At 69.0% G+C, this 18,936-nt stretch carries 22 protein-coding genes; 12 read left to right on the forward strand and 10 right to left on the reverse strand.

All coding sequences use genetic code 11. The annotated features are described in order from the left end of the window. The first annotated feature begins 2 nt into the window (after positions 1–2). Both bchO and BS69_RS14625 read left to right on the forward strand, forming a co-directional pair. On the forward strand, positions 3–863 hold the full coding sequence (bchO, locus tag BS69_RS0105855) for an alpha/beta fold hydrolase BchO (RefSeq protein ID WP_029941036.1): 861 nt from the start codon (positions 3–5) through the stop codon (positions 861–863). Further along, positions 860–982 (forward strand): hypothetical protein, encoded by a 123-nt coding sequence (locus BS69_RS14625; RefSeq protein WP_281169696.1) that lies wholly within the window; start codon positions 860–862, stop codon positions 980–982. The genes bchO and BS69_RS14625 overlap by 4 nt, the downstream gene beginning before the upstream one ends. On the opposite strand, the gene BS69_RS0105865 is transcribed toward BS69_RS14625, so the two are convergent. Together BS69_RS0105865 and crtD are read right to left on the reverse strand one after the other, a co-directional pair. Further along, a complete protein-coding gene (locus BS69_RS0105865; RefSeq protein WP_342665816.1) occupies positions 979–1,845 on the reverse strand; it encodes a hypothetical protein in 867 nt (288 codons plus the stop codon). The two genes, BS69_RS14625 and BS69_RS0105865, sit on opposite strands and share 4 nt — an antisense overlap. Continuing rightward, entirely contained in the window at positions 1,818–3,365 is a 1,548-nt protein-coding gene (crtD, locus tag BS69_RS0105870) for a 1-hydroxycarotenoid 3,4-desaturase CrtD (protein ID WP_029941038.1), read from the reverse strand. Before crtD ends, BS69_RS0105865 begins: the two co-directional genes overlap by 28 nt. Before the next feature lie 77 nt (positions 3,366–3,442). On the opposite strand from crtD, the gene BS69_RS0105875 reads away from it, so the two are divergent. The 10 genes from BS69_RS0105875 to pufC all read left to right on the forward strand — a co-directional run bounded on the left by BS69_RS0105875 (position 3,443) and on the right by pufC (position 13,351). Beyond that, positions 3,443–4,543: a methyltransferase gene (locus BS69_RS0105875; RefSeq protein ID WP_037504401.1), complete on the forward strand. Its 1,101-nt coding sequence runs from the start codon at positions 3,443–3,445 to the stop codon at positions 4,541–4,543. A 110-nt stretch (positions 4,544–4,653) separates the two neighbouring features. Further along, complete coding sequence (gene bchC / locus BS69_RS0105880) at positions 4,654–5,589, forward strand: chlorophyll synthesis pathway protein BchC (protein ID WP_029941040.1); 936 nt, start codon at positions 4,654–4,656, stop codon at positions 5,587–5,589. Beyond that, positions 5,589–6,569: a chlorophyllide a reductase iron protein subunit X gene (locus BS69_RS0105885; RefSeq protein ID WP_211248107.1), complete on the forward strand. Its 981-nt coding sequence runs from the start codon at positions 5,589–5,591 to the stop codon at positions 6,567–6,569. Before bchC ends, BS69_RS0105885 begins: the two co-directional genes overlap by 1 nt. 96 nt (positions 6,570–6,665) lie before the next feature. Beyond that, positions 6,666–8,102, forward strand: coding sequence for a chlorophyllide a reductase subunit Y (gene bchY / locus BS69_RS0105890; protein WP_211248119.1), 1,437 nt, complete (start codon positions 6,666–6,668; stop codon positions 8,100–8,102). Further along, positions 8,099–9,541, forward strand: a complete 1,443-nt coding sequence (gene bchZ / locus BS69_RS0105895) for a chlorophyllide a reductase subunit Z (protein WP_029941043.1) — start codon at positions 8,099–8,101, stop codon at positions 9,539–9,541. The genes bchY and bchZ overlap by 4 nt, the downstream gene beginning before the upstream one ends. A 49-nt stretch (positions 9,542–9,590) precedes the next feature. Next, entirely contained in the window at positions 9,591–9,917 is a 327-nt protein-coding gene (pufB, locus tag BS69_RS0105900; protein ID WP_245605117.1) for a light-harvesting antenna LH1, beta subunit, read from the forward strand. 12 nt (positions 9,918–9,929) lie between these two features. Beyond that, a complete protein-coding gene (gene pufA, locus BS69_RS0105905) occupies positions 9,930–10,145 on the forward strand; it encodes a light-harvesting antenna LH1, alpha subunit (protein ID WP_029941045.1) in 216 nt (71 codons plus the stop codon). Between the two features lie 116 nt (positions 10,146–10,261). After that, positions 10,262–11,083, forward strand: coding sequence for a photosynthetic reaction center subunit L (pufL, locus tag BS69_RS0105910; protein WP_029941046.1), 822 nt, complete (start codon positions 10,262–10,264; stop codon positions 11,081–11,083). 16 nt (positions 11,084–11,099) lie between these two features. Then, positions 11,100–12,200: a photosynthetic reaction center subunit M gene (gene pufM, locus BS69_RS0105915; RefSeq protein ID WP_084184326.1), complete on the forward strand. Its 1,101-nt coding sequence runs from the start codon at positions 11,100–11,102 to the stop codon at positions 12,198–12,200. A gap of 11 nt (positions 12,201–12,211) precedes the next feature. After that, on the forward strand, positions 12,212–13,351 hold the full coding sequence (pufC, locus tag BS69_RS0105920) for a photosynthetic reaction center cytochrome PufC (RefSeq protein ID WP_051676572.1): 1,140 nt from the start codon (positions 12,212–12,214) through the stop codon (positions 13,349–13,351). 16 nt (positions 13,352–13,367) lie between these two features. On the opposite strand, the gene BS69_RS0105930 is transcribed toward pufC, so the two are convergent. From BS69_RS0105930 to puhA, 8 genes are all read right to left on the reverse strand, one after another. Next, the gene (locus BS69_RS0105930) at positions 13,368–13,574 is read right to left on the reverse strand and encodes a hypothetical protein (protein WP_029941049.1); all 207 of its coding nucleotides are present in this window, start codon (positions 13,572–13,574) and stop codon (positions 13,368–13,370) included. 118 nt (positions 13,575–13,692) lie between these two features. After that, the gene (gene hemA, locus BS69_RS0105935) at positions 13,693–14,913 is read right to left on the reverse strand and encodes a 5-aminolevulinate synthase (protein WP_029941050.1); all 1,221 of its coding nucleotides are present in this window, start codon (positions 14,911–14,913) and stop codon (positions 13,693–13,695) included. Then, positions 14,903–15,712 carry a putative photosynthetic complex assembly protein PuhE gene (gene puhE / locus BS69_RS0105940; protein WP_169738063.1) on the reverse strand — a complete coding sequence of 270 codons (810 nt, stop codon included), beginning with the start codon at positions 15,710–15,712 and terminating at the stop codon, positions 14,903–14,905. Before puhE ends, hemA begins: the two co-directional genes overlap by 11 nt. Beyond that, entirely contained in the window at positions 15,709–16,749 is a 1,041-nt protein-coding gene (gene acsF / locus BS69_RS0105945) for a magnesium-protoporphyrin IX monomethyl ester (oxidative) cyclase (protein WP_029941052.1), read from the reverse strand. The genes puhE and acsF overlap by 4 nt, the downstream gene beginning before the upstream one ends. Continuing rightward, complete coding sequence (locus BS69_RS0105950; protein WP_029941053.1) at positions 16,746–17,042, reverse strand: hypothetical protein; 297 nt, start codon at positions 17,040–17,042, stop codon at positions 16,746–16,748. Before BS69_RS0105950 ends, acsF begins: the two co-directional genes overlap by 4 nt. Next, positions 17,039–17,521 (reverse strand): photosynthetic complex assembly protein PuhC, encoded by a 483-nt coding sequence (gene puhC, locus BS69_RS0105955; RefSeq protein WP_037504402.1) that lies wholly within the window; start codon positions 17,519–17,521, stop codon positions 17,039–17,041. Before puhC ends, BS69_RS0105950 begins: the two co-directional genes overlap by 4 nt. Next, a complete protein-coding gene (gene puhB / locus BS69_RS0105960) occupies positions 17,518–18,144 on the reverse strand; it encodes a photosynthetic complex putative assembly protein PuhB (protein WP_029941055.1) in 627 nt (208 codons plus the stop codon). Before puhB ends, puhC begins: the two co-directional genes overlap by 4 nt. A gap of 5 nt (positions 18,145–18,149) precedes the next feature. After that, complete coding sequence (gene puhA / locus BS69_RS0105965; RefSeq protein ID WP_029941056.1) at positions 18,150–18,923, reverse strand: photosynthetic reaction center subunit H; 774 nt, start codon at positions 18,921–18,923, stop codon at positions 18,150–18,152. Positions 18,924–18,936 lie beyond the last annotated feature (13 nt).

The following is an 18,936-nucleotide window of genomic DNA, read 5'->3' on the forward strand; positions in this document are numbered from 1 at the left end:
GAATGCTCGACTTCGCCAGCGACGGCCGCGACTGGCCATGGCGCGAGCATAGCCGCTTCGTCGAGGCAGGCGGCCTTCGCTGGCACGTCCAGGTCTGGGGCGAGGGACCCCCGCTCCTGCTGCTCCACGGCACGGGGGCGGCAAGCCACAGCTGGCGCGGGGTCGCGCCGCTGCTCGCCGACCGATTCCGGCTGGTGGTCCCCGACCTTCCGGGGCATGGCTTCACCCGCGGTCGGCCGCGCCTCGGCCTGACGCTCGATGGAATGGCCGAGTCGCTCGGGAGCCTGATCGACGCGCTGGAGATCGAGCGGCCGCGTGTCGCCGGGCACAGCGCGGGCGCCGCCATCGCCTGCCGGATGGCGGTGGCCGAACAGGTTGCGGGCCCGATCACCGCCTTCTGCCCGGCGCTGCTGCCGATGGGCGGCGCGGCCGCGCCGCTGTTCGGAAGCCTGGCGCGAATGCTGTTCCTCAACCCGGTCGCGCCGCACCTCTTCACCGGGATTGCGCGCCAGCCGGGCTCGGTTGCGCGCTTTCTCGAGCGCTCGACCGGTTCGACCCTCGATGCCGAGGGGGTGGCGCTCTATTCCCGACTGTTTGCCGATCCCGACCATGTCCGCGGCACGATCGAGATGATGTCGGGGTGGCGGCTCGAAGGCCTCGAGCGTGCCCTGCCGCACATGGGTGTCCCTTTGACCATCGTGCATGGCGAAGAAGACCGTGCGATCCCGCTGGCCGACGCGCGCAAGGCGGGTCGGCTGGCCAAGGCGCGGGTCGCGGTCCTGCCCGGCCTCGGCCACCTCGCGCACGAGGAACGGCCGGACCTCGCGGCGCAGGCCATCGCACGGGCGGGAGCGCAGGAATGACGAACAATTATGGCTGGGTCGAAGTGATCGTGGTCGGCGCCATCGCGCTCGGCCTCGGCTTCTGGCAATTGTGGTCGGTCAACCGCGAGATCCGCAAGGATCGCGAGCGCAAGGACTAGGGCCGGCGCGGCATCTTGTAGGGCAGCATCCACTGCACGATCGGCGACTTGAACCGGTCAAGCGACAGGCTCTCGTGGACTGCCAGCACGTCCTTGCCGAAGAGCCGGCTCGCCACCGCCGAACGCGCGTAGAAAGGCGAATCCTCCCAGGTCCTGACCACCCGCGCATGGCCGCGATCCGCGCGGGTTCGCCGCCCCATCAGCCAGCGCGTCGGCGGGAGCGGCGCGCCCAATGGCAATTCCTCCTCATGCGCCCGGCCGGAACCGTCGAAGCGTAGCGCCGTTGCGAAGCGCGAGCCGTCGCGCCGCACGCCCTCGTAGAGCACCGCCGCTTCCTTCCCGAGATGGGCACGCGACCAATGCCAGTCGGCAAAGCCGTCCTCGATCGGCTCCGACCCCCAGTTGCCGTCGAGATAGCCGCTCCCGCGCCAGCTCAATTCCGGCCGCTCCATCTCGACCCTGACCCGCGCCCGCGGCGCCATCGAGCGCCAGTGGTGGTTGCGCGCGGGATCGAGCGCAAAGCTTTGTCCGCTCCAGACTTCGGGCTCGACCACCACCTGCCCGCGCACCACCGGACGGACCGGGCAGCCGAGCCAGATCGCGCGTTCCTCGATATCGATGACGAGCTTGTCGCCCAACCAGCGCATCGAACTGTCGCCGATCGCCAGCGTGTCGCGGCTGCGCTCGACACTGTTCCGCCCGCGCTCGGTCATCGTCCAGCGCGCGCCGCGGGGCCCGTAGAGCGCGACATTTAGGCAGCTGTGGTCGACCGGATCGCTTCGCCCGCTGCGCTTGTAATAAGGCGAGAAGACCGAGCCGGTGAAGCCGATGATCGTCAGCCCGAAGGCACCGCAGTCGGAGATCGCATCGACATACCACCAGGCATAGCCGCCCGGCCCGACCGGACGATCGAAGAGCGGTCCCGAAGCAGGGTCGTGACCGCGAGTTGCCCGGACAAGGCGGCCATCGGCACGCCCGCGCCCGGATGGGTGCTCCCGCCCGCGCAATAGAGCCCAGGGATCCGCGTCCGGGCGCTCTGCCGGAGGAAGGAGGCCGCCCACCCGTGCGAGGCCCGTCCATAAAGGGCTCCACCCGTCGACGGCAGCAGCGCCTCGAAGTCGCGCGGGGTCGTGACCCGCGGCGGCGCCAGCGGTCGCAGCCGCAGTCCGCAAGCTGCCAGCCTCTCCTCCATCGCCGTTCCACATCGTGCGATCTCCTCGGGTCCGTAAGCATGGGTGTCGCCGTTGGCCGGCGCGTTGACGATGATCTGCAGGCGGTCGCCCGCCACGACGGGACCGTCCGGCCGGTCGAGCGCGCAGACGTAGGCGGTCGGCCGGTCGGGGAGGCGGCCGCGGCGCAGCGCGTCGAATTCGGCGCGATAGTCGGGCGAGAAGAAGACATTGTGCCGGTCGAGCGGGAAGCCGTCCGCTTCGGCCTTCATCAGCCAGACCATCGCCGAGAGCGAACGGCGACGCGGCGGCACCTTGCCCACCGCGGCCACGTCGCCCGTGCGGACCCGGCCCGAGGCCAGCGCCGCCGGATCGCAATTGGCGATCACCGCGCCAGCGCGGAGCGATTCGCCCGAGGCCAGCCGCACCCCGGCGGCGCGACCGTGCTCGACGAGCACTTCGCGGACCTCCTCGCCAAAGCGGAAGACAACGCCATGCTCGCGGGCGAGCGCTTCGAGGGCTTCGGCGAGCGCGGTGAGACCGCCGTCGATCAGCCACACCCCCATCGCCTCGACATGTGTGATCAGCATCAAGGTGGCGGGCGCGTCGAACGGCGACGAGCCGCAGTAAGTGCTGTAGCGGGCGAACAGCTGGCGCAGGCGGGGATCGCGGAAATGATCGCCGAGCGCGTTCCACAGGCTTTCGTACGGGCGAATGGCCCGCAGCGCGCCCAGCCGCCACAGACCGATCCGCCACATCAGCATCGGCGGATAGACCCGACTGTTGCGGAGGAACGGCGCGTCCAGAATGTCATGGATGCGCTGCGCCTCGACGCGGAAGTCGCGATAGCCGCGCGCGGCGTCGGCCCCGGCAAAGTCGCCGATGGCCGCCTCGCTTCGGGCGGGATCGTCGAACAGGTCGAGTCGCTCGTGCTCGCTCCAGGCGTGGCGGGCGAGAAGATCGGCGCGGCGGACGGTGCAGCGCTCCTCGAGGCGGGCGCCCGCCGCCGCAAATATCTCGTCGAACAGCGGCTTCATCGTGAAGACCGTTGGTCCCGCGTCGACCGGGACCCCGCCGACGGCCAGCTGGCGGACCTTTCCGCCCGCCTGGCGCTCCTTGTCGACGACGGTCACCCGCAGGCCCTGGACCGCGAGGAGCAGGGCGCTGGTGAGCCCGCCGATCCCGGCGCCGATCACCACCACCTCGTCGCGCATTGGCCGGGCTCCTCGCTCCCACGTTGACGCACAGGCTAACATGTGTCCATCTTGATGGACAGCCGCAGGAGGCACATTTGCTTGACACCCGGCGTTTTGCCCAGCGGCGGCAGCACGGCCTCCGCCTGCGCTGGCTGCTGTTTCGCAACCGGCTGATCGCCTCGCCGGCCTTCCAGCGCTGGGCGCTCGGCAACCCGCTCACCCGGATGAAGACCAGGCGTCACGCCCGCGCCCTGTTCGATCTCACCGCGGGCTTCGTCTACAGCCAGGTCGCGACGGCCCTGGTTGAAAGTGGCCTCCTCGACGTCCTCGCCGCCGAACCGCTCGCAACGTCCGACGCGGCGATGCTTGCAGGCCTCGACGAGGCGGCTGCGAGAACGCTCCTCACCGCCGCCGCCTCGCTCGACCTCACCGAGATGCAGGACGGCCTGTGGACGCTAGGCGAGCGCGGAGCGGCGCTGGCCGGGACGCCCGGGCTGGGCGACATGATCCGCCACCACCGGCTCTTCTATGCCGACCTCGCCGATCCGCTGGCGATGCTGCGCCGCGAGGGACCGACCCGGCTGTCGTCCTTGTGGGACTATGCGGCGGGCGCCGGAGCGGAGGAGGCCGCCACTTATTCGCGGCTGATGACCGCGACCCAGCCGCTGGTCGCCGCGCAGGCGATCGCCGCCTTTCCGTTCGCGCGCCACCGCGCCCTGCTCGACATTGGCGGCGGCCAGGGCGCCTTCCTGCGGGCGGTGGGCGACGCCGCGCCGGGTCTTCGCCTCGGCCTGTTCGACCGGCCCGAAGTGATCGCGACCCTCGCGCCCTCCGCGAACATCACGGTCCATGCGGGCAGTTTTCTCGCGGATCCGCTGCCGCGCGGTTACGATCTCCACACGCTCGTCCGCGTGCTTCACGACCATGACGATGCGGCGGCGATGACGCTCCTGAGGGCGAGTCGCGCGGCGCTCGCCCCGGGTGGCAAGCTGGTGATCGTGGAGCCGATGGCCACGCTTGGCGGTGCACCCGAGGGCCACGCCTATTTCGGCTTCTACCTCGCGGCGATGGGCTCCGGGCGGCCCCGCGAAATGGCGGAAATCAAGGCGATGGCGGCGGCCGCCGGATTTATTTCGGCCAAGGAACGTTCGACCCCGCTTCCTCTCGTGGCGAGGTGCCTGGAAGTCCGCGCCTGACCGTCAACAAAGATTGACAAGATTTTGTGTCAAGCGCACAAGACACCCGGGGGAAGGTCGGACGAAGCGGTATGTCCGCGACGCCGTAGCCGTCCCCCGCCGGAACGTTCATGGACGCACTCGCCGTCATTATCGAAGCCCCGGAGCGGCTCTCGCTGCGTCCGCTGGAGCTCGAACCGATGGGCGAGTCCGATGTTCTGGTCGAGGTCGCCTGGAGCGGAATCAGCAGCGGCACCGAGAAGCTCCTCTGGTCCGGCGCCATGCCGCCCTTCCCCGGCATGGGCTATCCCCTCGTGCCCGGATACGAATCGGTGGGCCGGATCGTCGACTCGGGATCCACCGCCCGCGGCCGCATCGGCGAATGGGTCTTCGTCCCCGGCGCGCGCTGCTACCGCGAGGCGCATGGCCTGTTCGGCGGAACCGCCCGGCGGGTCATCGTGCCGGCCGCTCGCGCGCTTCCCATTCCCGAAGCGCTGGGTGAACAGGGCATCCTCTTCGCGCTGGCCGCGACCGCCAGCCACCTGCTCGACGGAGGCGATCCACCCGAGCTGATCGTCGGCCACGGTGTCCTCGGCCGGCTGATCGCCCGCCTCGCCATCGCCTGCGGCGCCCCGCCCCCCACCGTGTGGGAGACCGACCCCCGGCGTGCGGACGGCGCGGTCGGCTACACCGTCACCACGCCCGAGGCCGACGAACGCCGCGACTATCGCGTGATCGTCGACGTCACGGGCGATTCGGGGCTCCTCGACACGTTGATCGGCCGCCTCGCGCCCCAGGGCGAGCTGGTGCTCGGCGGTTTCTATGCCGAGCCGATCCGCTTCGCCTTCCCGCCCGCCTTCATGCGCGAGGCGCGGCTTCGGATCGCCGCCGAATGGCAGCCCGACGACCTCGCCGCCGCGCGCGTGCTGGTCGATCGCGGCCTGGTCAGCCTCGACGGCCTGATCACCGACGTCCGGCCGGCGGAGGAAGCGACCGAGGCCTATCCGCACGCCTTCACCGACACGCGCTGCCTCAAGATGGTTCTCGACTGGAGAGGATGGGCCTGATGCTCGATCATCACGAAGCCCTTCGCCACGAGGCGGGGATCGAGCCCGATCCGGTCCCGACCGGCGAGCCGACCAAGACCACGCAGATCATCGCCATCTACGGCAAGGGCGGGAGCGGCAAGAGCTTCGCGCTCGCCAATTTGAGCTACATGATGGCCCAGCAGGGCAAGCGCGTGCTGCTGATCGGCTGCGACCCCAAGAGCGACACCACCAGCCTCCTCTTCGGCGGCAAGTCGACCCCGACCATCATCGAGACCAGCGCGGCCAAGAAGCTGGCCGGCGACGAGGTACGGATCGAAGACGTCTGCTTCCAGCGCGACGGCGTCTTCGCGATGGAATTGGGCGGACCCGAGGTCGGTCGCGGCTGCGGTGGTCGCGGGATCATCCACGGCTTCGAGACCCTCGAGAAGCTCGGCTTCCACGAATGGGGCTTCGACTACGTCCTACTCGACTTCCTCGGCGACGTGGTGTGCGGCGGCTTCGGCCTGCCGATCGCCCGCGACATGTGCCAGAAGGTGATCGTCGTCGGCTCGAACGACCTCCAGTCGCTCTACGTCGCCAACAACGTCTGCAAGGCGGTGGAATATTTCCGCAAGCTCGGCGGCAACGTCGGCGTCGCGGGCATGATCATCAACAAGGATGACGGCACCGGCGAGGCGCATGCCTTTGCCGAGGCGGTGGGGATCCCGGTGCTGACCGCGATCCCGGCCAACGAGGACATCCGCAAGAAGAGCGCCAACTACCAGATCATCGGCATGCCCGGCGGCCAATGGGGCAGCCTGTTCGAGGAGCTTGCCACCAACGTCGCCGCGGCCCCGCCGCTGCGCCCGGCGCCACTCGATCAGGATGGGCTGCTCGGCCTGTTCAGCGCCGACGTGACCGGGGCCGATTTCACGCTGAGGCCCGCCACCCAGGCCGACATGCGCGGCGGCGACTTCGTGCCCAAGCCCAGCCTCGAGGTCATTTACGATGCCATTTGAGTGGCGCCCCTGATGGACTATGCCGCGCCCTCCCCGCGCGAGCTCGACCGCATCGAGGTCGAGACCGGTTCCGGCTGCCATGCCGGCGCCGAGCGGATGAGCGCGGAAGCGGCGGCCAACGGCAAGAGCGCGCTGCTCGAGGGCCTTGCGAAAGACTATCCGGTCGGTCCGCACGACCAGCCGCAGAGCATGTGCCCGGCCTTCGGGTCCTTGCGCGTCGGCTTGAGGATGCGGCGCACCGCGACCATCCTCTCGGGCTCGGCCTGCTGCGTCTATGGCCTGACCTTCACCTCGCATTTCTACGGCGCGAAGCGGAGCGTCGGCTACGTCCCCTTCAACTCCGAGACCCTCGTCACCGGCAAGCTGTTCGAGGACATTCGCGACGCGGTCCACGAGATTGCCGACCCGGCGCTTTATGACGCGGTGGTCGTCACCAACCTCTGCGTCCCCACCGCGAGCGGCGTCCCGCTGCAACTCCTTCCCAAGGAGATCAACGGGGTCCGGATCGTCGGCATCGACGTGCCGGGCTTCGGGGTTCCGACCCATGCCGAGGCCAAGGACGTGCTCGCCGGGGCGATGCTCGGCTATGCCCGCCGCGAAGCCGAGGCCGGCCCCGTCGCCGCCCCGCGCGACCGCAGCGACCGGCCGTCGATCGCCCTGCTGGGAGAGATGTTCCCGGTCGATCCGGTGATGATCGGCCAGATGCTCGAGCCGATGGGTCTGGCCGCCGGGCCGGTCGTCCCGACCCGCGAGTGGCGCGAGCTTTATGCCGCGCTCGACTGCGCGGCGGTCGCGGCGATCCACCCCTTCTACACCGCCAGCATCCGCGAGTTCGAGGGCGCCGGCCGCCCGGTCGTCGGCTCGGCCCCCGTCGGCGCCGACGGCACCGCGGCCTGGCTCGACTCGATCGGCGAGACCTGCGGGATCGCCGCCGCGAAGACCGCCGCGGCCAAGAACCTCTTCCTTCCCGCGATCCGCGGCGCGCTCGCCGCCATGCCGATCAAGGGCCGGGTCACCGTCTCTGGCTACGAGGGGAGCGAGCTTCTGGTCGCGCGCCTGCTGATCGAGAGCGGCGCCGACGTCCCCTATGTAGGCACCGCTTGCCCACGCACCCGCTGGTCCGATCCCGATCGCGAATGGCTCGAGGCGCGCGGGGTCCGGATCCAGTATCGTGCCAGCCTCGAACAGGACCTTGCCGCGGTCGAGGAATATCGTCCCGACCTCGCCATCGGCACCACCCCCGTGGTCCAGCACGCCAAGGCCAAAGGCGTCCCCGCCCTCTATTCCACCAACCTCATCTCGGCCCGCCCGCTGATGGGACCGGCCGGCGCGGGCAGCCTCGCCACGGTCGTCAACGCCGCCATCGCCGGCAAGGACCGCATGGCCGCGATGAAGCATTTCTTCGAAGGGGTGGGCGAAGGGCATGCCGCGGGTCAGTGGCAGGACCTTCCGGTCGACCGCCCCGACTTCAAGGCGCGCTACGCCGCGAAGCGCCTCGCCGCCGCCAAGGCCGAGCAGGCGGTCGGCTCATGACCCTGATCCTCGATATGGACCGCGCGGGCGGTTACTGGGGCGCGGTCTATGCCTTCACCGCGGTCAAGGGACTGCAGGTGATCATCGACGGCCCGGTCGGCTGCGAGAACCTGCCGGTCACCAGCGTCCTCCATTACACCGACGCGCTTCCGCCGCACGAACTTCCGATCGTGGTCACCGGCCTCTCCGAGCAGGAACTCGGCCGCGACGGCACCGAAGGCGCGATGAAGCGCGCGTGGGCGACGCTCGACCCCGACCTCCCCGCCGTGGTCGTCACCGGCTCGATCGCCGAGATGATCGGCGGCGGCGTGACGCCCGAGGGGACCAACATCGTCCGCTTCCTGCCGCGCACGATCGACGAGGATCAGTGGCAGTCGGCCGACCGCGCGCTCGCCTGGCTGTGGACCCAGTTCGGCCCGAAGAAGAGCGCGCCGCCGAAGAAGCTGAAGGACGGCGAGAAGCCGAAGGTCAACATCATCGGCCCGCAATATGGCACCTTCAACATGCCGTCGGACCTCGCCGAGATCCGCCGGCTGGTCGAGGGGATCGGGGCCGAGGTCAATTGCACCTTCCCGCTCGGCACGCACCTGGCCGACATCCGCAAGCTGGGCGACGCGAGCGTCAACATCTGCATGTACCGCGAGTTCGGCCGCAAGCTCTGCGAGGAGCTCGACCGGCCCTATCTCCAGGCCCCGATCGGGCTGACCTCCACCACCCTCTTCCTCGAGCAGCTGGGCGAATTGCTCGGTCTCGACCCCCAGCCCTTCATCGCGCGCGAGAAGCACACGACCATCAAGCCGTTGTGGGATCTGTGGCGCTCGGTCACCCAAGACTTCTTCGGCACCGCGAGCTTCGGCATCCACGCGAACGAGACCTATGCCCGCGGGATCCGCGCCTTCCTTGAGACCGACATGGGCCTCCCTTGCAGCTTCGCCTTCGCCCGCCGGGCGGGGGTAAAGCCCGACAACCAGGCCGTGATCGAGGCCTGTCGGGCGTCCCCGCCGCTGATCGTCTTCGGCAGCTTCAACGAGCGCATGTACCTTGCCGAAGCGGGGGCCCGCGCGACCTTCATCCCGGCGAGCTTCCCGCTCCCGATCATCCGCCGCCACACCGGCACGCCCTTCATGGGCTATGCCGGCGCAACCTACCTCGTCCAGGAAGTGTGCAACGCGCTGTTCGACGCGCTCTTCCACATCATCCCGGGTGCGAGCCAGCTCGACCGGGTCGACGCCACGCCCTCGCGCGGCCTGGCCGAGTTGCAGTGGGATCCGCAAGCCAAGGCCAAGCTCGACGCGATCGTCGACGCGCAGCCGGTGCTGGTCCGGATCTCCGCTGCCAAGCGCCTTCGCGACGCCGCCGAGCGCGCCGCCGGGTCCGCGGGCGAGCGGGTGGTCACCGCCGACCGCCTCGCCGACACCCTGATGGAGCAGCCGGCATGACCCTGCTCCCTGCCTTTCGCCTGGCCCGTCCAGGCGCACCCCCTTCGCGATGGCGCAAGCGATCGCGGAGCAAGCCGCCCGGTGGCGTCCGCGCCTCAATTCTCATGCCGGGCAATTTGGAGAGCGAAGCATGAGCGACAGCAGAGAGCGTGATGATCGCTTCGGGCCAGGGACCTACCTGACGCCGGAAGAAGCGAAGGAATTTCACCGGATCTTCGTGACGAGTTTTCTCATCTTCACGGTGATCGCCATCGTGGCCCACTTCCTGGCCTGGCAGTGGCGGCCCTGGCTTCCCGGAGCCAATGGCTATGCCGATCATGCGATGATCCAGGGTGCCCAGCACCTGGCGAGCATCACCACGTCGATGTTTGCCTGAGGAGACCAAGCCATGTGGAGAATTTGGCTCATTTTCGATCCGCGCCGCACCTTGGTCGCGCTGTTCACCTTCCTGTTCGTCCTGGCCCTGCTGATTCACTTCATCCTGCTCAGCACGGACCGGTTCAACTGGCTCGATGGTCCGCGCGCTGCGGATCCGGCCGCGGCCGCGATGAGCGCGCCCGCTGCCGCACCGGCCGCAGCCCCGGCTGCCGCACCGGCGCAGTAACGCGTTCCTTCCGATCCGTGGCCGCGCGGGCGGCGGTCTGACCGACCGTCCCGCGGCCCGGAGAGGGACTTGCCGACCAATACCCCCGCGAGTCCGCGGGACAGGAGAGCTGGCCCATGATCCTGAGCTATGAGCGCAAGTACCGTGTCCGAGGGGGCACGCTGCTGGGCGGCGACCTGTTCGATTTCTGGGTCGGCCCCTTTTACGTCGGCTTCTTCGGAGTGACGACGGCCTTCTTCGCCCTCTTGGGCACCGGGCTCATCCTGTGGGGGGCCGCGATCGGCCCGACCTGGAACCCGTGGCTGATCTCGATCGCGCCGCCGGACATCAGTTACGGCCTGGCGCTGGCTCCGCTCCGCGAGGGCGGGCTCTGGCAGATCATCACCTTCTGCGCGATCGGCGCCTTCGTCAGCTGGGCGCTGCGCGAGGTCGAGATCTGCCGCAAGCTCGGCATCGGCTATCATGTGCCGGTCGCCTTCGGCTTCGCCATCTTCGCCTATGTCAGCCTGGTGGTGATCCGCCCGCTGCTGCTCGGCGCCTGGGGCTTCGGCTTCCCCTACGGCATCTTCAGTCACCTCGATTGGGTGAGCAACACCGGCTACCAGTACCTCCACTTCCACTACAATCCCGCGCACATGCTGGCCGTGAGCTTCTTCTTCACGACCACGCTCGCGCTGGCGATGCACGGCGGTGCGGTGCTGTCGGCGGTCAATCCCGCCAAGGGCGAGCCGGTCAAGACTCCCGAATATGAGGACAGCTTCTTCCGCGACCTGATCGGTTACTCGATCGGGACGCTCGGGATCCACCGCCTCGGCCTCCTGCTGGCATTGAACGCCGGCTTCTGGAGCGCGGTGTGCATCATCATTTCCGGACCGTTCTGGACCCGCGGCTGGCCCGAATGGTGGACCTGGTGGCTCAATCTGCCGATCTGGTCCTGAGGGGGGAGACAAGACGATGGGTGCCTATCAGAACATCTTCACCCAGGTGCAGCTCAGGAGCGCACCCGAATATGGCGCGCCGCTTCCCGTGGGCGACGATCCGCGCCTCGGCCGCGGCGGTTATCATTACTGGCTGGGCAAGCTGGGCGCCGCGCAGGTCGGCCCCTTCTACCTCGGCAAGCTCGGCCTCGCCTCGCTGATCTGCGGCTTCCTCGCCTTCGAGATCATCGGGCTGAACATGTGGGCGAGCGTCAACTGGAATCCGGTCCAGTTCGTCCGCCAGCTCCCCTGGCTCGCGCTCGAGCCGCCGGGGCCGGAATGGGGCTTCCAGCTGTTCGTTCCGCTGGCGCAGGGCGGCTGGTGGCAGATCACCGGCTTCCTCCTAACCTGTTCGGTGCTGCTGTGGTGGGCCCGCACCTATCGCCGCGCCCGCCAGCTCGGCATGGGCACGCACGTCGCCTGGGCCTTCGCCAGCGCCATCTGGCTGTTCCTGGTGATCGGCTTCATCCGGCCCTTCTTCATGGGCTCGTGGTCGGAGAGCGTGCCGTTCGGAATCTTCCCGCATCTCGACTGGACCGCGGCCTTCTCGATCCGTTACGGCAACCTCTTCTACAATCCCTTCCACGCCCTCTCGATCGCCTTCCTCTACGGCTCGACCCTCCTGTTCGCGATGCACGGGGCGACGATCCTGGCGGTCAGCCGCTACGGCGGTGAGCGCGAGATCGAGCAGATCACCGACCGCGGCACCGCGCTCGAGCGGGCGGCGCTCTTCTGGCGCTGGACCATGGGCTTCAACGCGACGATGGAATCGGTCCATCGCTGGGCGTGGTGGTTCGCGGTGCTGACGACGCTGACGGGCGGAATCGGCATTTTGCTGACCGGCACCGTGGTCGACAACTGGTACCTTTGGGCGGTTGAGCACCACTATGCCGAATCCTATCCGTCGACCAACGTCGCGGATCCGGCGCTGCAGCCGCTCCCGGCACCCTATCAGGTCGCGCCGCCGAGCCCGGCCGCGCCGGTCGATGCCGGCGGTCTTCCGGTCGGAGAACCGGCCACGGCCGCTCCGGCGGCGACCGCCCCCGCCCCCGCGCCCGCGCCCGCCCCGGCCCGCTGAGGAGAGACGTGATGACCAGAGGCCGCACCCTCCTTCTCGCCACCCTGCCGCTGCTGGCGCTCGGTGGCTGCGAACTCGGCAGCAAGACCGCGCAGCAGACCGGCTATCGCGGGACGGGCATGGACCAGATCACCGACGTGAGCTCGGTCCAGAAGGCGGCGTTCATCCCGCCTGCGCCCTATCCCCTGTCGCCGACCGCCGCATCGGGTCCGAAAATCCAGGGCCAGAACATCCAGGTCCTCGGCAACCTGTCGGAAGAGCAGTTCGGGCATCTGATGAGCTCGATCAGCCAGTGGGTCGCGGGCGACGCGGCCAATTGCCAATATTGCCACAATCCGGCGAACATGGCGGACGACAGCCTCTACACGAAGCGCGTCGCCCGGCAGATGCTGCTGATGACGCTGTCATTGAACTCCCAATGGTCGAACCACACCGGCCAGACGGGCGTCACCTGCTACACCTGCCACCGCGGCCAGCCGGTGCCCAAATATGTCTGGACCCCCGAGGCGCCGACCGACCGGCTGTCGGTTCGCGGCCAGAAGCGCGGACAGAATTCGCCCGACGGCAACGTCGGCTACGCCTCGCTGCCCGGCAACATCTTCGAGCAATATCTCGGCGGCAATGCCGAGAGCGTGCGGGTCCAGGCGAGCAGCGCCTATCCGGGCGGCGACAAGAACGGCACCCGCAATGCCGAAGACAGCTATGCGATCATGATGCACGTGTCGAAGGCACTCGGCGTCAACTGCACCTTCTGCCACAACAGCCAGAGCTTCCGCTCCTGGTCGCTGAGCCGGGTGCAGCGGGCGACGGCCTGGTACGGCATCCGCATGGTGCGCGACATCAACGGCACGCACATCGGCTCGCTGGCGCGGGCCGATGTCTTCCCGCCCAACCGGCTGGGACCGACCGGGCAGCCGCTTCAGGTGAACTGCCTGACCTGCCACCAGGGGCTGAACAAGCCGCTAGGCGGCAAGTCGATGATCCCCGACTATCCCTACCTGCGGCCGGCCGGCTACGTCCCCAACCCGCCTTCGCCGGCGGAACAGGGCGTGGTCCAGGCGATCCGGCAGCCCGGAGCGATGGCAGGCAAGATCGCGCCGCCCAACCAGCCGGCGACCCAGCCCGCGCAGACGGCCCAGCCGGTCCGCTAGGCGCGGACGCTATCCCTCAGGGACGGCGGATGTCGGGGACGTCGACGACGTCCTCGGCATTGCCGCGCGCGCGTTCCTCGTCGAGCGCGCGGCCGCGGTCGCCTTCCATTGGGTGACGGTTGGCGGGCTTGCGCAGGAACCACAGCAGGCTTGCGAGCACGACCAGGAAGACCGCGCCGAGGATGAACAGGTTATTGGCTGCCAGATAGTCGCCGAGGCTCATGGCTGTGACTCGCTACTGGGGTGGTCCCCGCCCGTAAGCGCCTCGAACCACAACGAAGAAAGGCGGCCGGTGGTCCGACCGCCTTTCTTCCACCCTGCCCCTGCCCCTGCCCTGTCGGTCAGGCGGCGACGGGGATCCGGCTCAATGCGCAGCGCGACCAGATTTCGCTCAGTGCCTCGACCAGATGGTCGACGTCGGCCGCCGAATGGACCGGCGAGGGCGTGATGCGCAGCCGCTCGGTCCCGCGCGGGACGGTCGGGTAATTGATCGGCTGGACGTAGATCCCATAGTCCTCGAGCAGCCAGTCGCTGATCGCCTTGCAGTGGACGGGGTTACCGACCATCACCGGGATGATGTGGCTGTCATTGTCCATCACCGGGATGCCGACGGCCTTGAGCCGCGCGCGGACGGTGGCGACGCGATCGCGCTGCCCCTGGCGCTCGACCTCGCTTTCCTTGAGGTGGCGGATGCTGGCGCAGGCCCCGGCAGCGAGCGCGGGCGGCAAGGCGGTAGTGAAGATGAAGCCGCTCGCGAAGCTGCGGACGAAGTCGCACAACGCGGTCGACGCCGCGATATAGCCGCCGAGCACGCCATAGGCCTTGCCGAGCGTGCCCTCGATCACCGTGATCCGGTCCATCAGTCCCTCGCGCTCGGCAACCCCGCCGCCGCGCGGGCCATAGAGGCCGACGGCATGGACTTCGTCGATGTAGCTCATCGCGCCATGCGCTTCGCAGACGTCGAGGATCTCGGCGATCGGCGCGATGTCGCCGTCCATCGAATAGACGCTTTCGAACGCGACCAGCTTGGGCCGATCCTTGTCGAGCGCGCCGAGCCGCCGGTCGAGATCGCGCCAGTCGTTGTGGGCGAAGACCTGCCGCTCGGCCCGGCTGTGGCGGATGCCCTCGATCATCGAGGCGTGGTTGCCGGCGTCGGACAGGATCACGACGTTCGGAATCTTGGCGCCAAGCGTGCCCAGCGCCGCCCAGTTGGAGACATAGCCGCTGGTGAAGAGCAGCGCCGATTCCTTGCCGTGGAGGTCGGCAAGCTCGCGCTCGAGGCAGACATGCTGGTGGGTGGTGCCGGCGATGTTGCGGGTGCCCCCCGCCCCCGCCCCGCAGCTGTCGAGCGTCCCGTGGATCGCGTCGAGCACGACCGGGTGCTGGCCCATGCCGAGATAGTCGTTCGAGCACCAGACGGTGACTTCGTCGTGGCCGTCGCCGGTGTGCCGCCTGGCCCTGGGATATTGGCCCGCGCGCCGCTCGAGCTCGGCGAAGATGCGGTAGCGTCCCTCGCCGCGAAGGTCGTCCAGCGCCTGGTTGAAATAGGCTTCATAATCCATGGACGGTCCCCCTAGCTTGTCCCGCAATGTGTGTCGTGGAATCCCGCCGGAGCGCCCAGTGCCACAAAGCACCGTCGCGGACCGGAAGGGCGAGAAAGGTGAGTTCGAGCACGCCGAGGCCGGCGAGCGTGAAGACGAGGCTGGGCGCGATCGCGGCGTCGCCGGCGCCTGCCGCAAGCGCGCGCTGCGCCAGCAAGGCGGCGAGGACGAGGCTGGTCGCGAGCGACGCCAGCAGGGTCGCGCTGATTCGCCGCGGGCCGAAATAACTGCGCAGATATTGCAGGTGCGCCGGGATCAGCTCGTCGCTGAAATTGGGCACGCCGCTGAAGATGCTGAGCTTGGCGGCGAGGCGCAGGACGAACAGCAGCCCGAAGACGCCCGCCGCGACCTGGTTGGCGGTGCCCCAGCTGATAGCCGCCAGCAGGACCAGCAGTCCGGCAAGCGCCAGTTCGTGCCACAGCAGCGCCTCGGTCGCCTGGCGAAAACGGAGGAAGCCGACGGCGTTACGATCGGCGGGAAGCCGGCGGGGCCCGGCCGCGGCGCCGGTCAGGAAGGCGAGTTCCTGCCATGCCCAGATGGCGAGGGCGGCGGCGGCGGCGGCGTAGGTCGCGGCCGGTCCGCTGTCGTGGCGGGTGGCGGCGATCATTCCGATCCCGACCATCGCCGCGACCGTCGTGCCAACCATCGACGCGCGGTAGGTCGCGCGCGGGCGATGGACGAGCCAGACGATGAGGCCCGTGCTTGCGAACCAGCTCAGCAGCACCGCGATCCCGGGCAGGAAGTGGCCAGTCAGGCTCACCACGCCGGCGCCACCCGGACGGTGGCGGGAAGCGCGACTTTCTCGGGTCGCATGAAATACATCCGGGCAAAGGCGAGCGCGGCCGATGCGAGGTGCGGCAGGCGGGCGAGACCGCGGCGGCGCGACAGGCCCTCATTGGCCCGGCGCAGCTGCTCCATCGCCGCGCGGAATCGCGGATCGCTGGTCTGGAGCTGGACCGGGAAGACCTGGCGGCTGATCGCCGAGCAGATGTCGAACACCTGGTAATCGTAGTCGGTCGGGCTGACGCCGAGCGCGGCGTGGAAGGCCGGCCGGCCATGGTCGCGGACGTACATGGTCGCATAGACCGACAGCAGGAAGAAGCGGATCCACAGCCGGTTGAGGCCGGTCAGCAGCTTCGGGTCGGACCGCATCAGCAAGGCGAAGGCCTCGCCGTGGCGGAACTCGTCCTGGCACCAGCGCTCGAACCAGGCGAAGATCGGGTGGAAGCGAAGCTCGGGATGCTTCTCGAGCTGGCGGTAGATGGTGATGTAACGCGCGTAGCCGATCTTCTCCGACAGATAGACGGCGTAGAAGATGAACTTGGGCCGGAAATAGGTATATTTCTTGGTCTTGGTGAGGAACCCGAGGTCGACCCCGAGGCCCGCATCCTTGAGCGTCTCGTTGATGAAGCCGGCGTGGCGGCTCTCGTCGCGGGCGAGGATCTTGAAGAGCTTCCTGACGTCGGGATTGGTCACCCGTTTCGCGATCTCGGCATAAAGGATGCAGCCCGAGAATTCCGAGGTCAGCGAGCTGACGAGAAAGTCGATGAATTCGCGCCGAAGCTCGGGCGAGAGCTTCTCGAGGATCCCGTCGAAGCTTTCCTCGCTGCGGAAATGGCGCTTGTTCTCGTCACGCTCGAACTCGGCCATGAGCGAGTCCCACTCGGCCCGCACGGGCGTCACGTCGATCCGGTTCAGCGCGGCATAGTCGGTGGTGTAGAAACGCGGCGAGAGGACCGTGTCCTGGCTGGCGAGGGCAAGGCTTTCCGCCGACTTCACCTGCGTATGCGCGTTCATGCGAGCCTCCCGGCAGTGAAACTGACCTCGTAGAGTTCGGCGAGGTCGAAATAGGCAGCCGCCCGGGTCCAGGCGCGGCGAAGCGGCCCGGCGACCTCGACCGTCGCGGTGCGGTCGATCACCATGCTGGTGCCGAACGGGACGACCACCGGCGCGCCGTGGACCTGCACCCGGTCGCCCGGTCCGATCTCGATTTCGTCGGGAAGCTCGAGATGGGCGTGGAGCGATTCCGGGCTGTGCTCGACATTGATCCGGCACGGGGTCTCGAAACGGGCGGCGCAGAGCAGGCTCACTTGAGGGCTCCCTCGGTCAGGAAGGCGGCGAAGGCGGCGCGGTTGGTGGGGCCGAAGCTGCCGAGCTCGATCACCCGGCCGGTCGCGGTATCGGTGAGGCTGAGTGCGCCGTCGGGCCAGCGCGCCAGGCGGAACGGAGCCGCGGCGCCGTCGCCGGCGAGGTGCCGCTCGCGGGCAAGGCCGCGCATCACCCCACGGATGAAGCCGCTGCCCTCGGTGCCGATGGCCGCGACCTCAGCGCCGCTGCTGGCGTCGCTGACGAGCACCTTGCCATCGGGGCTGTCGGCGAAGCGGAGCAGGCGCTCGGCGACGGGCACTTCATGCGCCTCGGCGCGGGCCTCGGCCGGGCTCGGACCGGCGGAGACCAGGCCCAGCCGAACCGCCGAGACCAGCAGCAGCGAGACCGCGATCAGCGCAAAGGCGGCCTTGAGCGCGCCCGGCGGCACCATGTTCTCGTGGCTGTGCTCGAGTTCGGTCATGCGGCGGCTCCGACGGGCTCGGCGGCGGGCCTCGCCTTGCGGCGGCGCGGGGCCGGCGCGGCTTCCGGCTCTGCCTCGACCGAGACCAGGGCGGCGCAGGCGCGGTACAGAAGGATCGCGACCGCTTCGGCTTCGGGCAGCGCGCGGAGCATCGGCTCGGGATGGCGCATCCGCCACGGCCGGACATGCGGCCACAGCAGGGCGAAGGCGATCCGGTCGCGGCCCTTGAGACGGAGCGCGATGTCGCCGCAGCCTTGGCCCAGTGCCTTCAGGTCCGCGGACTCGATCTGCTTGAGCGGGAGGTTGAAGCTCATCGGCAGCGCGACCCCGATCTTCATCACGATGCGGCGATCGGTCAGCGTGTAGACGCTGGTCCGGGCGATGGCGCGGGCGAGCAGCGTCATGACGCCGAGGCAGGCAGCACCGGCGGCGACGGTCAGCAGCGCGCCCACCACACTCCCGAGGGCGAGGCCGGCGACCGCGAGCAGACCGAAATAGATCGCCACCAGCCGTGCGTGGAAGACGCCCGCGAGAAGCTTCTTCCACTCAGGTCTGCCCTGCCAGAGGATCGTCTCTCCCCTGGGCAGCGGGCCGGGCAGGCCCTGAAGCCGGTCGGTCAGCATCGCGCTCACAGCAGCGGCTCCGCGCGGTCCGGAAGGCCATAGAGATAGCCGCCGCCGAAATAGCCCATCAATTGGTCTTCCTCGCGGCGGGTGATCTGACCGGCGGTGGCGATCGACGGGGCATTGGCGAACTGCGCCGCGCTGATCGCATCGACGTGGTAGACGCGCTTGCGGCCGTGGACGGTGCCCATCAGGAACGGCACCATCACGGTCCGGCCGCCGGTCGCGACATCGACGTAGCGGACGAGATGGTCCGAGCGATCGATCCAGACGTCGCTGATCTCGCCGACCACGACACCGTCCGCCGCGACCACCTTCATGCCGACGAGGTTCGGGTCCTCGCGGGCGATCGACCAGTGCGAGTCGCTCGACAGCGGGACGATCCGGTTGCGGCCTTCCATGTCCTGGTCGGGCCATTCGGCGCGCTTCACCCACGAGGCCGGACCGACGCCGTCGACCAGCGGATCGCCCGTCGGGACATAGGGCGCGCCGGGGAAGCGGGCGAAGGGCTGGGCGGCGATATCGACCGGCTCGCGGCCTTGCGCGGGCGTGGTCGCATAGCCCCGGTCGAAGGGCAGCTTGTAGCGCTTGAAGGTCGAGGCGGTCAGCGGGCCGAAGGCGCTGTCGACCCGGCCGGTGACCGAGTCCTCGAGGGGATAGCCCTCGCGGCGGTCCTCGCGGCGGAGGTAGACGACGAGGCCGATGAAGAAGAGCACGAACGCGTAGAAGACCAGCTCCGCCACATCGAGCCGCCCGACGATGATTTCATGATGCTGCATGGCCCCGATCTCC

Origin of the sequence: Sphingomonas astaxanthinifaciens DSM 22298, assembly GCF_000711715.1 — a bacterium.
Taxonomy (GTDB): Bacteria; Pseudomonadota; Alphaproteobacteria; order Sphingomonadales; family Sphingomonadaceae; genus Sphingomicrobium; species Sphingomicrobium astaxanthinifaciens_A.

What these genes read in the sequence shown, in the direction of transcription:
- bchO (WP_029941036.1), top strand. Translation starts at nt 3, where the DNA reads ATGCTCGACTTCGCCAGCGACGGCCGCGACTGGCCATGGCGCGAGCAT.
- BS69_RS14625 (WP_281169696.1), top strand. Translation starts at nt 860, where the DNA reads ATGACGAACAATTATGGCTGGGTCGAAGTGATCGTGGTCGGCGCCATC.
- crtD (WP_029941038.1), bottom strand. Translation starts at nt 3,365, where the DNA reads ATGCGCGACGAGGTGGTGGTGATCGGCGCCGGGATCGGCGGGCTCACC.
- bchC (WP_029941040.1), top strand. Translation starts at nt 4,654, where the DNA reads ATGGACGCACTCGCCGTCATTATCGAAGCCCCGGAGCGGCTCTCGCTG.
- BS69_RS0105885 (WP_211248107.1), top strand. Translation starts at nt 5,589, where the DNA reads ATGCTCGATCATCACGAAGCCCTTCGCCACGAGGCGGGGATCGAGCCC.
- bchY (WP_211248119.1), top strand. Translation starts at nt 6,666, where the DNA reads ATGAGCGCGGAAGCGGCGGCCAACGGCAAGAGCGCGCTGCTCGAGGGC.
- bchZ (WP_029941043.1), top strand. Translation starts at nt 8,099, where the DNA reads ATGACCCTGATCCTCGATATGGACCGCGCGGGCGGTTACTGGGGCGCG.
- pufB (WP_245605117.1), top strand. Translation starts at nt 9,591, where the DNA reads ATGGCGCAAGCGATCGCGGAGCAAGCCGCCCGGTGGCGTCCGCGCCTC.
- pufA (WP_029941045.1), top strand. Translation starts at nt 9,930, where the DNA reads ATGTGGAGAATTTGGCTCATTTTCGATCCGCGCCGCACCTTGGTCGCG.
- pufL (WP_029941046.1), top strand. Translation starts at nt 10,262, where the DNA reads ATGATCCTGAGCTATGAGCGCAAGTACCGTGTCCGAGGGGGCACGCTG.
- pufM (WP_084184326.1), top strand. Translation starts at nt 11,100, where the DNA reads ATGGGTGCCTATCAGAACATCTTCACCCAGGTGCAGCTCAGGAGCGCA.
- pufC (WP_051676572.1), top strand. Translation starts at nt 12,212, where the DNA reads ATGACCAGAGGCCGCACCCTCCTTCTCGCCACCCTGCCGCTGCTGGCG.
- BS69_RS0105930 (WP_029941049.1), bottom strand. Translation starts at nt 13,574, where the DNA reads ATGAGCCTCGGCGACTATCTGGCAGCCAATAACCTGTTCATCCTCGGC.
- hemA (WP_029941050.1), bottom strand. Translation starts at nt 14,913, where the DNA reads ATGGATTATGAAGCCTATTTCAACCAGGCGCTGGACGACCTTCGCGGC.
- acsF (WP_029941052.1), bottom strand. Translation starts at nt 16,749, where the DNA reads ATGAACGCGCATACGCAGGTGAAGTCGGCGGAAAGCCTTGCCCTCGCC.
- puhC (WP_037504402.1), bottom strand. Translation starts at nt 17,521, where the DNA reads ATGACCGAACTCGAGCACAGCCACGAGAACATGGTGCCGCCGGGCGCG.
- puhB (WP_029941055.1), bottom strand. Translation starts at nt 18,144, where the DNA reads ATGCTGACCGACCGGCTTCAGGGCCTGCCCGGCCCGCTGCCCAGGGGA.
- puhA (WP_029941056.1), bottom strand. Translation starts at nt 18,923, where the DNA reads ATGCAGCATCATGAAATCATCGTCGGGCGGCTCGATGTGGCGGAGCTG.